This is a genomic window from Flavobacterium fluvii (genome assembly GCF_900129545.1).
In the GTDB taxonomy this organism is placed as follows: domain Bacteria; phylum Bacteroidota; class Bacteroidia; order Flavobacteriales; family Flavobacteriaceae; genus Flavobacterium; species Flavobacterium fluvii.
The window spans coordinates 19,431-33,238 of the sequence record NZ_FQWB01000010.1 but is presented as its reverse complement, the minus strand read 5'-3'; the positions used below and the strand labels follow the sequence as shown (position 1 = coordinate 33,238).

13 protein-coding genes are annotated in these 13,808 nt (G+C 38.5%); 6 read left to right on the top strand and 7 right to left on the bottom strand.

Features of this window, described 5'->3' with window-relative positions:
• Nucleotides 1–35 precede the first annotated feature (35 nt).
• From murB to recF, 6 genes are all read right to left on the bottom strand, one after another.
• Nucleotides 36–1,049, bottom strand: a complete 1,014-nt coding sequence (gene murB / locus BUC16_RS16420) for a UDP-N-acetylmuramate dehydrogenase (RefSeq protein ID WP_073371905.1) — start codon at nucleotides 1,047–1,049, stop codon at nucleotides 36–38.
• A gap of 199 nt (nucleotides 1,050–1,248) precedes the next feature.
• Nucleotides 1,249–3,096, bottom strand: a complete 1,848-nt coding sequence (asnB, locus tag BUC16_RS16415) for an asparagine synthase (glutamine-hydrolyzing) (RefSeq protein WP_073371904.1) — start codon at nucleotides 3,094–3,096, stop codon at nucleotides 1,249–1,251.
• A gap of 3 nt (nucleotides 3,097–3,099) precedes the next feature.
• A complete protein-coding gene (locus BUC16_RS16410) occupies nucleotides 3,100–4,167 on the bottom strand; it encodes a glycosyltransferase (RefSeq protein ID WP_073371932.1) in 1,068 nt (355 codons plus the stop codon).
• Nucleotides 4,168–4,176: 9 nt separating this feature from the next.
• Complete coding sequence (locus tag BUC16_RS16405; RefSeq protein WP_073371903.1) at nucleotides 4,177–4,851, bottom strand: DUF2461 domain-containing protein; 675 nt, start codon at nucleotides 4,849–4,851, stop codon at nucleotides 4,177–4,179.
• Nucleotides 4,852–4,863: 12 nt separating this feature from the next.
• Nucleotides 4,864–5,559, bottom strand: a complete 696-nt coding sequence (locus BUC16_RS16400; protein WP_073371902.1) for a thioredoxin domain-containing protein — start codon at nucleotides 5,557–5,559, stop codon at nucleotides 4,864–4,866.
• A gap of 47 nt (nucleotides 5,560–5,606) precedes the next feature.
• Nucleotides 5,607–6,686 carry a DNA replication/repair protein RecF gene (gene recF / locus BUC16_RS16395; protein WP_073371901.1) on the bottom strand — a complete coding sequence of 360 codons (1,080 nt, stop codon included), beginning with the start codon at nucleotides 6,684–6,686 and terminating at the stop codon, nucleotides 5,607–5,609.
• Nucleotides 6,687–6,830: 144 nt separating this feature from the next.
• Between recF and BUC16_RS16390 the strand changes: the two genes are divergently transcribed.
• The 6 genes from BUC16_RS16390 to BUC16_RS16365 all read left to right on the top strand — a co-directional run bounded on the left by BUC16_RS16390 (nucleotide 6,831) and on the right by BUC16_RS16365 (nucleotide 13,147).
• Complete coding sequence (locus BUC16_RS16390) at nucleotides 6,831–7,604, top strand: tetratricopeptide repeat protein (RefSeq protein ID WP_073371900.1); 774 nt, start codon at nucleotides 6,831–6,833, stop codon at nucleotides 7,602–7,604.
• 71 nt (nucleotides 7,605–7,675) lie between these two features.
• The gene (gene ribH, locus BUC16_RS16385) at nucleotides 7,676–8,245 is read left to right on the top strand and encodes a 6,7-dimethyl-8-ribityllumazine synthase (protein ID WP_073371899.1); all 570 of its coding nucleotides are present in this window, start codon (nucleotides 7,676–7,678) and stop codon (nucleotides 8,243–8,245) included.
• A 160-nt stretch (nucleotides 8,246–8,405) separates the two neighbouring features.
• On the top strand, nucleotides 8,406–10,283 hold the full coding sequence (gene mutL, locus BUC16_RS16380) for a DNA mismatch repair endonuclease MutL (RefSeq protein ID WP_073371898.1): 1,878 nt from the start codon (nucleotides 8,406–8,408) through the stop codon (nucleotides 10,281–10,283).
• Nucleotides 10,280–11,083: a rhomboid family intramembrane serine protease gene (locus BUC16_RS16375; RefSeq protein ID WP_084546316.1), complete on the top strand. Its 804-nt coding sequence runs from the start codon at nucleotides 10,280–10,282 to the stop codon at nucleotides 11,081–11,083. Before mutL ends, BUC16_RS16375 begins: the two co-directional genes overlap by 4 nt.
• Nucleotides 11,084–11,178: 95 nt before the next feature.
• Nucleotides 11,179–12,024, top strand: coding sequence for a rhomboid family intramembrane serine protease (locus tag BUC16_RS16370; protein WP_084546318.1), 846 nt, complete (start codon nucleotides 11,179–11,181; stop codon nucleotides 12,022–12,024).
• Nucleotides 12,025–12,097: 73 nt separating this feature from the next.
• Nucleotides 12,098–13,147 carry an endonuclease/exonuclease/phosphatase family protein gene (locus BUC16_RS16365; RefSeq protein WP_073371896.1) on the top strand — a complete coding sequence of 350 codons (1,050 nt, stop codon included), beginning with the start codon at nucleotides 12,098–12,100 and terminating at the stop codon, nucleotides 13,145–13,147.
• Nucleotides 13,148–13,161: 14 nt separating this feature from the next.
• On the opposite strand, the gene BUC16_RS16360 is transcribed toward BUC16_RS16365, so the two are convergent.
• Nucleotides 13,162–13,791 carry a WbqC family protein gene (locus tag BUC16_RS16360; protein WP_073371895.1) on the bottom strand — a complete coding sequence of 210 codons (630 nt, stop codon included), beginning with the start codon at nucleotides 13,789–13,791 and terminating at the stop codon, nucleotides 13,162–13,164.
• Between the last annotated feature and the right edge of the window lie 17 nt (nucleotides 13,792–13,808).

The following is a 13,808-nucleotide window of genomic DNA, read 5'->3' as shown; positions in this document are numbered from 1 at the left end:
CCAGTAGAACTATTCAAAAATCTAAAATTCCAACCTTAAATTACGTTCACTTCTGCTTCTATATGAATGCCAAAAGTCTTGAAAATTGTGTTTTGAATAGTTTTGGAAACATCCAGGATTTCCTGTCCGGTTGCGTTGCCGTAATTCACCAATACCAAGGCCTGGTTCTTGTGAATTCCTGCGTCGCCAAAACGTTTTCCCTTGAATCCGGCTTGTTCGATGAGCCAACCTGCGGGAACCTTTACTTCAGTTTCGGAAACGTCATAGTATTTCATCTCCGGGAATTGTTGGTGTATTTTCTCGAAATCGGATTTTAAAACAATCGGGTTTTTAAAGAAGCTGCCGCTGTTTCCCAATTCTTTTGGGTCTGGCAATTTGCTTTGACGAATGGCAATTACGGCATTGCTCACGTCTTTCAAGCCGGGATTCGTGATGTTGTTTTTTGCCAATTCTCCACTAATGTCGCCATACGAAATGTTGATTTTATGGTTGCGTTTGGTCAATTTGAAAACTACCGAAGTAATTACGTATTGGTCTTTTGCCTCGTTTTTGAAAACACTTTCCCGGTATCCAAAACGACATGCTGAATTGTTAAAAGTTTTTATTTCCTGATTTTCTATTGCCATAGTTTCGCAAGAAACAAAAGTGTCCTTGATTTCGGTGCCGTAAGCACCAATATTTTGCACAGGAGTCGTGCCCACATTTCCTGGAATCAGCGACATGTTTTCCAATCCACCCAAATTTTGGTCAATGGTCCAAAGCACGAATTCATGCCAGTTTTCGCCAGCTTGACTTTCGACCCAGACAAAATCGTCGTCTTCCTTGATGATTTTTTTTCCTTTCAAATCGATGTGTACAACCAAGGCATCAATGTCTTTGGTCAAAAGCATGTTGCTTCCGCCACCCAGAATAAATTTTTTTTCGGATTTATTTTGTTCCAAAATGCTTCTTAATTCAGCCACATTGTGAACAGCGACAAATTGTTTGGCGCTGGCTTCGATGCCAAAAGTATTGTAGTTTTTTAGAGAAAAATTAGTTTGTATTTCCATAAAGGGAGTGCGTTTTGAATCTTGGCCAAAAGTAAGTATTAAAATTTATTTGCGTAAGTTTTATTCCAGCTAAACAAAAAAAGTTTGCCACAAATTACACGAATTCACACTAATTTCAGTACTGTATTTTATAATAATTTGTGAAAATTTGTGTAATTTGTGGCTAAAAAAAAAATCAGTTGTTTATTGCGGACAAATATTAAAATTTATTTGCATAGGTTTTTAGCCAAATATGCATCATAAATATCGGCATGATGTAAGGAATCATTTTGGTGTCGCCTTTTCGTAAATTTTGGACGAGTTTTTTGGCATCGATATTTTCGAAATACGGCATTTGGAACAAATCACTTTTCGAAAAGGATTCCAGTTCGGCAATGAATCCGGGACTTTTTACCAAATAATCGCCCCAAGGAACGCTCAATCCCACTTTTTTGAAATTCAGGATTTCGTCCGGTAAACGCGATGCCATGGCCGATTTTAGTATGAATTTCCATTTTTTGCCCGTAAATAACCACTTGTCGTTCAAGGAACCCAATCCTATAATAAGTCTTTGATCCAGGAAAGGCTCCCGGCATTCGATGGAAGCACCCATCGTGCAACGGTCGTTTCTGTCCAGAAGCGAACATAAATAAGAGTGTTGGTCAAAATAAAGGGCTTGTCTTCTCAAATTATTGGGATACAAGGATTTTGCCTCTTCCAGTATTTGGTTTCTGTATTCGTTTTTTGGTGGATTGATAATTCCATAATTTTTGGCAATGTCATTCGGATAGATATTGCAGCCATTATAGATGACCAAATCGTCCTGATTTTTTATTTGGGAATAACGGGCCAGTTTTTCATAACGCGGACTTGTCGTGAAATAATCCATGTGGCCAATTGTGGCAATCGTGCTGAGTAATGACGGATATTTCAAGGCTTTGTATCTCACGTAGCCGCCCATCAATTCGTCGGCACCTTCGCCGGAAAGCAACACTTTTACCGATGGTTTTGCCATTTGCGAAAGTGCCAAAATATGCGGTTCGCTCAAGTGCATAATGGGTTCATCCTGAAAATAAGTGGAATCGATCAGCTTGTCAAAAAGAGCGTTGTCTTCCAATTGCATGGTGTTGAAACCATAGTTAAATTTATCGGACATCATTTTGGCCAAGTGTGATTCGTTGTGTTCCTTTTCCTTGAATCCAATGTTAAATGTTTGGATATCCTTGAAATTTTGCTGGTTCAACGAAGCCAAAATCGAGGAGGAATCGAGTCCACCGCTCAACAAAACGCCAACGGGAACATCGCTCACCATTCGCAATTTTACGGAATCGTCAAAAGTTTCCCGAAACCATTCCACCGGATTCGTGATTTTGGGCTGGTTTTGAATTTCTGTTTTCAAATCCCACCATTTTTCAGAAGTTGTTTTTCCGCTTTCGTGAAGGGTCAAAATATGTCCCGGCAACACTTTTTTTACGTTTTCATACAAGGTGTTTTCGCCGGCCACAAAACGGTTGAAAATATATTCTTCCATTCCGTCTTGCGCCATTTTTAAGGAAACTCCAGCCGCAAACAGGGCTTTTTGTTCAGAAGCGAAATAGAAAGTTTCACCGTAAAAAGAGTAATACAATGGTTTGACGCCCATTCTGTCGCGAACGGCCGTCAGTTTTCGTTCTTTCTTGTCCCAGATTACAAAGGCAAACATCCCGTTGAGGCGGTGAAGCATTTTCGTGCCGTGCAATTCGAATAATTTCAACAAAACTTCCGTGTCGGAACTGGTGCGAATGTCAAATCCGTTGCTTCGCAGTTCGGGATAAAAGTCCTTGAAATTGTAAATTTCGCCATTATAGACCATGACATAACGACCATTATCCGAAAGAAAAGGTTGGTGTCCAGCCTCGGAAACATCCAAAATGGAAAGCCTTCGATGTCCTAAACCAATGTTGTTTTCAATGAATAATCCTTTGTCGTCAGGCCCGCGATGCTCGAGTGTGTCACGCATTTTGGTCAAGAGGCGTTCGTCCACTTTTTTTTGCGATTGCAGATGCAGGATTCCATTAATTCCACACATAAATTAGTAGCTTTTTGACGTGTTGATTAATTCGTGATACTTGTTGGCAATAATTTCCATATTGGTGTTGTAATCTGCAATTTCTTCCACAAATTTTCTGTTTTTTATGACAGCCGCATTTCGATATTCTTGGTTTTCTAATGCCCAAAGCAGTTCATTGGCAAGCATTTCGGTATCACCAATCGTTATCAGTTGGCCGTTTTCGCGGTGTTTGATCCAACTTTGATTTCCCGGAATATCAGTAACCACTGGATAACAATTGGAAGCCATGGCTTCAAACAAGGAAGCCGAAACGCCTTCGGTTATGGGCATGCTGATGTAAAAATTGGATTGCTGCAATAGTTCGGGTAATTCTGTGTTTGGAATTCGCCCCGTAAAAACGACCTTGTTTTCAAGGTTCATTTTCTTTGCCATTTCTCGTAACATGGGCAACAGTTTTCCGTCTCCAACAATGGTTAATTCGAAATCAATCCCTTTTAGGCTTAAAATCCAAAAGGCTTGCAGGATTACATCGTGTCGGTATTCCGGCATTAAGGATCGGGTCACGATGGCGGTTATTTTTTGTGATGGAATGTTTTCTTTGTTTTTAAATTGCTCCAAATCGATTCCTTTTGGCAAGACCAACACTTTATGCATGTCGACATTGGCTTCTCGCATAGAAATGGTCATCACCGGTCCCCAAGCGTGAATTAAAGTTGCTTTTTTAAAAGCATAACATTGAATCATTGATTTTAGTGGCAGCAAAATAGATTTTTCGGGCCATAAATCGGTTCTGCCTTGTTGCGCAATTACTGCTGGTTTTACTCCCGATAATGCGGCAAGAAAACCATAACTGGTGGTTCTTTCGGCAATAACCATGTCGGGTTGGTGCTTTTTGATTATTTTTTTAATCGAAAAATAAGCGGTGCTGAATTCGAAAATTCGGACTAGCCTATTCCAAAAAGTAGTGCTGGGTGTTTTGAGTTCCCAAGTGATGATTTCAAAATCGCCAAACTCTTTCAAACCGTTCATCCAAGTGATGGCGTCGGCCCTGTAGGTTTCTCCTAGAAAAAGTATCTTGCGTTTTTCCATTTTCATGAATTAGTCTTCAGAAGTCAGTGCCCGATTGATGAAATCGTTCAAGGGTTTCAACAGGATTAATTTTTGGGTCGTTTTGGACACGAAATCTTCTTTTAAAATTTCTTCAAAATCAAATTTCTGCGAGGTTTCAAAGCTTTTTAATTTCAGGAATTCTATTGCAGGATGGTCTTTTTCGTAGCCTCTTGGCGGGTTTTTCAGCAGGTTTTTTTCATTCCGGTCAAAATCACCAAATTCCTTTTTGAAATTTTTATGGGCAAGAATCTCTTCCAAATCTTCGTGAAAATAAGCAATTTCTTTTCGCACTTTTTTCAAATCCTCGGCTTCGGGACAATAGAATCCACCGGCTATAAAACTGCCACTTCTGGCGATGTGGACATAATAGCCCGAACGATTCATTCCTTTGGAACCACTCGAAATCCAGATGCCGATATGGTCTTTGTAAGGTGATTTGTCTTTCGAAAAACGAATGTCGCGATTGATCCTGAAAGTGCAATTTTTTACTTCCAGCATTTCCAAAGAAGGATCGAGCGGCTTCATCGCATCCAGGATGTCTGCCACCAATTGCTGGTAGTCTTTTTTGAAAACTTCGTATCGTTTTTTATTGTCCAAAAACCAATCCCGATTGTTGTTGGCTTTTAAATCGTCCAGGAATTGTAAACTGTCTTTTGAAAGCATATTTTTTGAGGATTACAATTGTTTTTTTAAATCTTCTTCACTGATGAAACCGGAATGTTTCCATTTGATTTCCTTGTTTTCGTATAATAAGAGGGTCGGCAATTCGTCGATTTTCATTTCTTTCATCAATGTTTTGTTTTCGTCGGCATTCAGTCGAATGATGACTACTTTGTCTGCACAATCTTTTTGCATTTGCAAAAGATAAGGTGTCATTATTTTGCAGGGTGCGCACCATTCGGCATAAAAATCGATCAGCACTTTTTTATCCGTGTTCAATAACTCGGCATATTCCTGGTTGCACATACCGATGATTTTGTCATCCGGTTTTGACAAGCCGGCCGAATTCCATTTCAAGATTCCGCCTTCCAGTTGGTATATTTTTTTGAATCCCAGCTCGTCTAATTTTGCAGCAGCTTTGGCACTTCTTCCACCGCTTTTGCAATACACAAATACGGGTTTTGATGGGTCTAATTTTCCTGTATTTGCCACAAAATCATTGGCGAGCCAATTGATGTTTACTGCATTGTCGATATGTTCCGATGCAAATTCTTCTGGAGTTCTCACGTCCAGAATTTGGGCATTTGGAGTGGTTTTTATCTTTTCCGCGAAAACTGTCGCTTCAATGTTTTCGATTTTTTTCGCAGTTTGTCCGTTACAGAAAATAGCTGTAAAAGGGAGCAGGAGCAAGAAAAGATGTCGAAATTTCATTGTGGAATTGATTTATTTTATGTGTGGCTAAAATAGGCAATTTCTTTTTACAAGTTGAATATTTTATAAGTCTGGTGTGTCGATTTCACGATGTTTTCGGTGCGTTCTGGATGCGTGTCCGAAATGAAAAGCTGTCCAAAAGAATCGCTGTTGACCATTTCCATTATTTTGGATACCCGACTTTCATCCAATTTGTCAAAGATGTCGTCAAACAATAAAATGGGTTTTAGGCCGCATTGGTTTTTTATGAACTCGAATTGCGCCAGTTTCAAGGCGATCAGAAATGATTTTTGTTGGCCTTGCGAGCCGAATTTTTTTATCGGATAATTGTCGATTTCAAACGATAAATCATCCTTGTGGATTCCCACGCTAGTGTAGTGCAGAGCCCTGTCTTTATTGATGTTTTCTTCCAAAAGTGTCAACAAGTCATTCTCGAATAAATGGCTTTCGTAAACCAATTGCACGGTTTCTTGCGAGCCGGTTATGGCTTGATGATGCGTGTTGAAAATAGGGATAAACTGCTCGATGAATTCTTTCCGTTTTTCGAAAATGTATTTCCCGAAAGTGGCGAGTTGCTCGTTGTAAATAGAAAGGGTGTCATTGTCGAAAACATAATTCAACGCAAAATATTTCAACAAGGCATTGCGCTGGCTCATCACTTTTTGGTATTGAATGAGTTGTTTCAGGTATTGGGAATCCAATTGCGAAATCACGCTGTCCATAAATTTTCGACGGGTTTCGCTGCCTTCCACGATCAAATCCCTGTCGGCAGGCGAGATGATTACCAATGGAATGAAGCCAACGTGTTCCGAAAATTTGTCATAGACTTTTCCGTTGCGTTTCAATATTTTTTTTTGTCCTTTTTTTAGGCTGCATACAATTTGCTCGTTTCTTTCGTTGATTTCAAACTCGCCGTCGATGACAAAAAATTCTTCCCCGTGCTTGATGTTTTGGACAGCCAACGGGTTGAAATAACTTTTTCCGTAAGACAAATGATAGATGGCATCCAGCACATTGGTCTTTCCAATTCCGTTTTTGCCCACAAAACAATTTATTTTGCCCACAAATTCGAAATCTGCTTCTGAAAAATTCTTGTAATTGAATAAGGAAATCTTTTTTAAATACATTTGTAAGGCTAGCTGGTATTGAGAAACTTGTTGCTTTTGAAGCGTTTTTTTTAGGTGGGTGCAAATTATTGAAAAATATCGATAAAAGAGGTTTTAGATTTGAATAAATATTATATTTTTGCCACTCACTAAATTAAAATTTAAATGGCTACTTATAATAAAAGAGGATATAAACCAGCAAAAGAAAAAGAAGTTACTGAAGTTACGGAAGACATACAAGTTATTGAAAAAGACAGTACCACTGCAGGTGTTTTTTCAACATTGGACGAAACGGCTTCAAAAACTGAAGATTTTGTAGCTAAAAATCAAAATGTAATTATTGGAGTAGTTGGTGCAATCGCATTGGTTTTGGTTGGATATTTAGCCTATGAAAAATTTGTTGCCGCTCCAAAAGAAGACGAGGCTGCAACCGAAATGTTTCAAGCACAACAATATTTTCAGCAAGCGACAGACGGTGTTGCCAGTGATTCTCTATATAAATTGTCTTTGAAAGGAGCTGAAGGAAAATTCGGTTTTGTTGATATTGCCGATAAATATTCTGGAACAGATGCAGGGAATCTTGCCAACTATTATGCAGGTATTGCCTACTTGAATACAGGTAAATACACGGAAGCTATTGATTATTTAGGAAAATTCAAATCGGATGACGTTGTTTTGAGCGCTTTGGCAAAAGGTGCCATTGGAGATGCTTATTCTCAAAACAAACAACCAAAAGAAGCTTTGGAATATTATGTGAAAGCGGCTGAATCCAATAAAAATGATTTTACTACGCCACGTTTCTTGTTGAAAGCAGGAAAAACAGCTTTGGAATTAAAAAACAATGAAGACGCTCTTAAATATTTCACGGATATAAAAGAGAATTTTGAGGCCTCTCCTGAAGCTGCTTCAGTAGATGTATTGATAGGATTGGCACAATAAATCCAGATGGCAGTATTCAGATGACAGTTTTTCTGCAATCTAAAATCTACAATCTGTAATCTTAAATAAAGATGGCTACGATAAATAAAAATTTGTCCGAATACGATAAAAACTCAATCCCAGACGCGAAAAATTTTCGGTTTGGGATTGTTGTTTCAGAGTGGAATGACACCATAACCGAAGGGCTTTTCAATGGTGCAATAACAGGTCTTCTCGAAAACGAAGTTCCCTCGGAACACATCATTCGATGGAATGTTCCCGGGAGTTTTGAACTCGTTTATGGAGCCAAAAAAATGTTGCAAACCCAAAATGTGGATGCCGTAATCGTGATTGGTTGCGTGATTCAAGGACAAACCAAGCATTTTGATTTTGTATGCGAAGGCGTTACCCAAGGCATTAAAGACTTGAATGTTCAAACGGATATTCCTGTTATTTTTTGTGTTTTGACCGATAACACCATGCAACAATCCATAGATAGAAGTGGAGGAATCCACGGAAATAAAGGAACGGAAGCCGCTGTTGCCGCCATAAAAATGGCTTATTTGAGACACCAAGCTTCGTTTAGCCACCATTTAAAAAATCAACCCTTATTATCCACGGGACCTTTGCAAATAGAAGGTTTGAAAATGTTGGACGAATAAAAATATTAAAGATGTTTTTCTAAAACCTATACTGTTTTTGACGGTATAGGTTTTTTGTTTTTTATGATTAATTTATCTATTAATCCCAATAGAAATTCCTTAAATTTGTTCCCGTTGGTTTAGACCAAAAACCAAAAACTAAAAACCACAAACTGAACTAATGCCGAGTATAATACAATTACTTCCTGATCATGTTGCCAATCAAATTGCCGCTGGAGAAGTCGTTCAGCGACCGGCTTCGGTGGTCAAGGAATTGCTTGAAAATGCCGTTGATGCGGGTGCAAATGACATTAAATTAATTCTGAAAGATGCCGGAAAATCACTGGTTCAAGTCATTGACAACGGAAAAGGAATGAGCGTTACCGATGCTCGTTTGTGTTTTGAGCGTCACGCCACTTCCAAAATTCGCCAGGCAGAAGATTTGTTTTCGTTGCATACCAAAGGGTTTCGCGGGGAAGCATTGGCATCGATTGCCGCAATTGCCCACGTGGAAATGAAAACCAAGCAAGATCAGGAAGAATTGGGAACCCACATTGTCATTGAAGGCAGCAAGTTTGTGTCGCAAGAAATGGCGGTTTTGCCAAAAGGAACTTCATTTGCAGTCAAAAATTTATTTTTTAATATTCCTGCCCGCCGCAATTTCCTGAAATCGGATGTGGTGGAATATCGTCATATTGTTGATGAGTTTCAACGAGTGGCATTGGCGCATCCTCAAATATATTTTACGTTTTATCACAACGGAAGCGAAATGTTCAATTTGCAGGCTTCGAGTTTCAGGCAGCGAATCGTGAATGTTTTTTCGGGGAAAACCAACGAGAAATTAGTTCCCGTTAACGAGGAAACCGAAATCGTGAACATTCAAGGTTTTGTTTGCAAGCCCGAGTTTGCGAAGAAAAATAGGGGAGAACAGTTTTTCTTTGTCAATGATCGTTTCATAAAAAGCGGTTATTTGCACCACGCCGTGATGGCCGCTTACGATGGACTTTTGAAAGACGGGGCACAGCCGAGTTATTTTCTGTATCTTCAAGTGCCGCCCAATTCCATTGACATCAATATTCACCCAACAAAAACGGAAATCAAGTTTGACGATGAATCGGCTTTGTATGCCATTTTGAGGGCTTCGATAAAACACAGCTTGGGACAATTTAACGTGGCTCCCGTTTTGGATTTTGAGCGCGATGCCAATCTGGACACACCATACCATTATAAAGATTTGGAAGCGGCAACGCCCACGATTCAGGTTGATGGCAGTTTTAATCCATTTTCGGAAGAAGACAAACCCAACAAACATTATGCAAATACAAGTTCCAGTTATAGAAAACCGGAGCCAGCCGCAAGTTGGGAAAGTTTGTACGTGGGTTTGAAACACGATACGCAAGAAGTTGACACGATTTCATTTGAAAATAATGAAGTCACGTTCGAGAATGATGAAGTTACTTCTTCTTTGTTTGATGGGGAAGAAGTGGAACAGGCGGTGCATAAAACGCATCAAATCCATAAAAAATACATCGTGAATCCCATCAAGTCAGGAATGATTATCGTGGATCAGCAGCGGGCACACCAACGCATTTTGTATGAACAATTTTTGACCAATATCACGGTCAATTTGGCATCAAGCCAGCAATTGTTGTTTCCGTTGCATTTGTATTTTTCCAATGGAGAAATGCAGTTGATAACCGAATTGAAACCTTCGTTGACCAATACAGGCTTTGTTTTTGAGGAAACCAATGAAGACAGCGTGGTGATTTCGGGATTGCCGGTCAATGTTTCCGAGAGTGAAGCTTCCATCGTTTTGGAACAACTTTTGAGCGATTTGCAGGACGGAATTCCGGAAAGCAGTTTCAGCCAAAATGACACCATTGCCAAATCGATGGCACGAAGTTTGGCGGTAAAAACCGGAACTTATTTAACCCAAAAAGAACAGGAAAACTTGGTCAACGGGCTTTTTGCCTGCAAAGACCCCAATGTTTCCCCATTTCATAAACCTACTTTCATCACGATGCGTGTGGAAGATTTAGACAAAAAATTTGCACTATGATGAATATCACGCCAGTTGTAAAGCAACTATTGATTATAAATATTATCTTTTTTATTGGCTCACAATTAGTGCCGGCATCGTATGATTTATTTGCACTTTTCTACCCTGAAAACGATAGATTCAAGGTTTGGCAGCTTATAACCCATATGTTTATGCATGGAGGCTATATGCATATTTTCTTCAATATGTTTGCGCTGTATTCCTTTGGAAGTGCTTTGGAACATTTTTGGGGTGGAGAAAAATTCTTGTTTTTCTATATTTCTTGTGGTTTGGGAGCTGCACTGCTTCATACAGGAATGAATTATTATGAAATTAATTCTTTATTGTCGGAAGTTGCCAGTTTGAATTTATCATCTTCGGAGCTTCATCAATTATTAAATGCCGATTATAGTTCGCTTTTTGATTCAAATGGCAAAATGATGGCAGGAGAGATCAATACTATTTTGGAAAGAGTTCATTGTACTCAAGAACAATTTAATGCTATTGCCCAAGCCTCGATGCTTACAAAAATCCCTGTTGTTGGAGCTTCGGGTGCTATTTATGGATTGTTGGTTGCTTTTGCTTTTATGCTACCCAATGCCGAATTAGCCTTGATGTTTATTCCAGTTCCAATAAAAGCGAAATATTTTGTGCCGGGAATATTGGCAATCGATTTGTTTTTAGGATTCAAAGGACAATCTATTTTTGGAGCAGGAAGTACAGGAGTTGCTCATTTTGCCCACGTTGGTGGAGCAGTAACGGGTTTCTTGATGATGTGGTTTTGGAAGAAAAACCAGTTCAACAAAAATCGTTGGAATTAAATCCAGATTGCAGATTTCAGTAATCAGTATTCAGTAGTTAGGAAGGAATCTAAAAATTAAAATCTAAAATGGGCAGTATAATTGACGACTTAAAAATGCAGTATAAATTCGGTGGAATAACCCAAAAGTTAATCTACTGGAATATCGCTTGTTTCGTGGTTTCGTATGTGGTTTTTGGACTATTGCGATTGGTGGATATTGACGTGAATTTTATTCAATACGTGAGTTTGTCCTCCAATCCAGCAGATTTTCTATGGAAACCTTGGTCAATAATTACCTATGCTTTTTTTCATTCAGACCTGTTTCATATTTTTTTCAATTTGATAATTTTGAATTTTTCCAGTCAATTGTTTTTGACTTTTTTCAACCAGAAGCAATTATTGGGACTGTACATACTGTCGGCTATTTTTTCAGGAATAATCTTTGTTTTGTCCTTTTATTTAATGAATGTTATTGCGCCACTAGTTGGGGCTTCCGGAGCCATTATGGCGATTTTGGTTGCAGCGACTACTTATAGCCCTTTGATGAATGTACGGTTGTTGTTTGTTGGGAATGTCAAACTTTGGCATATTACGGTCGTGATTCTCGTGATTGATTTATTACAAATCCGTTTGGATAATTCTGGAGGACATATTGCCCATTTGGCAGGTGCTTTTTTTGGTTTTGTTTATGTCAAATTATTGGAAAATGGAACCGATTTGAGTAAAATTGTTTCAAGCATAATAGATTTTTTTGTTAATTTGTTTAAGAAATCCCCATCAAAGCCATTCAAAAAGGTTCACAAAAATTATAAAAAACCTGCGGAGAAGACTATTTCCAGGATTGTGACAAAGGACAAGACACAACAACAAATAGACGAAATACTGGATAAAATCAGTCGTTCGGGTTATGATTGTTTGACAAAAGAAGAAAAAGAATTCTTGTTCAAAGCCGGGAAATAAGTGTTCAGTTTGCAGCCCGCCTGTCGGCAGACAGGTATTCAGTCGCAGTTTGCAGCAATGAAATTATAAGCATATGAAAAACCTTTCTTGGTTTAATAAAATAATGTTTTTTTTGAATATAGTCCTGACTGTATCAACTTTCGTTGCTTATATCTTGCCTTTTTTAGCTCCCGAGGTTTTTCCTCTTTTGTCGGTGTTTACCTTGTTCATGCCTTTGTTTTTCGTGTTGAATGGGCTGTTTTTTCTGTATTGGGGAATTCAATTCAAGAAACGCATGATTTTGTCGGGTTTGGTGCTTTTGATGGGAATTACTTTTATCAACAAGTTTTATAAATTTTCAGCCAAAGAGAATCCAGTTGACGAAAAAGATTTTGTTGTCATGAGTTATAACGTGCGTTTGTTCAATGTGTTCAAATGGTTGGAACGAGATGATGTGCCGGATAATGTTCTTGCTTTCATCAATGATGAAAACCCGGACATATTGTGCATCCAGGAATATTCCAATTCGGCCAATATTGATTTAAAAGTGTATCCGCATCGTTATATTTTTACGGAAGGCAATCAAATCAAGACGGGACAAGCCATTTTTTCCAAGTTTCCCATTATAGATCAAGGGCATATCGTGTTTCCAAATTCAAGCAACAATGTTGTTTTTGCCGACATCAAAAAAGGGAAAGACATTATCAGGGTGTATAATATGCACTTGCAATCGATAAAAATTTCGCCTGATGTCAATGAAATAAATGAGAATATTGATGCCATCAATCAAGGTGGGAAATCACAAAAGCTTTTTACCAGGATAAGTAAAGCCTTTATGCAGCAGCAGCAGCAAGCCGAAATATTCAAGGAACACAAAAAAGACTGTCCTTATCCCGTCATTATTTGTGGAGACATGAATAACAGTGCTTTTTCGTACGTGTATCGTAACATCAAGGGAAAACTGAAAGACAGTTTTGAGGAAGCCGGAAAAGGTTTTGGAGCCACTTACAAATTCAGGTATTATCCAGCCAGAATCGATTATATTTTTGCCGATGCCACGATGAAAGTCAAAAAATTCGAAAGTTTTCCTGAATTTGAAAATTCCGACCATTATCCAATTATGGCAACATTGTCAATGGAGTAGTGACGGGATAAACTTTACTTTAAAATCAATGGTTGCTTTTTCAAATAATCCAAAGCGTATCTTCCTTCGTTAAACAACAAATCCAGAATACTTAGATTGTTCAAAAAACCGTGTTTTTCTTCGAAAACTTGGGTATAGGATTCAAATTGGGAGTTGTCTTTTTTACCGTCTGCCAAAGCCCTGAAATCCAAAATCGTGTTCGGATCCACTTCGTGGAAGTATTCGCTCGTGGTGTCGTATTCGAATTTCATTCGCAAACATTTGGCAACAATTTCCATTGCTTCGAAATTCAAATCCATCAAAAAAACGTGTTTTTTTTCGAAAATGGGACGAATGTCATCTTCAAAATATTCAAAGAAAGGAGAGGTTCTATAAGCTGCTTCCAGTGATTTGAAATGTTGTTTTTGCCAGTCGAAAGCGGTTTCTACCCGGGTGTCTTTTGTTTTTTGATGGCGACCTTCCAACGAATGTTTTACGGGAATGTTCAATAGCTGGATACCATTCGGACTGTAAATATAGGTTCTGTTGCGATTGGTCTGTTTTTGGAAATTATCTTCCATTTCAAACACGATTTTTTCAGATTGTGCCATGGCAACAAAATGACTAATCGATGGAAAGTAGGTAGGAAATAATAACGATTTCATTTGTATTATTTGTTTTC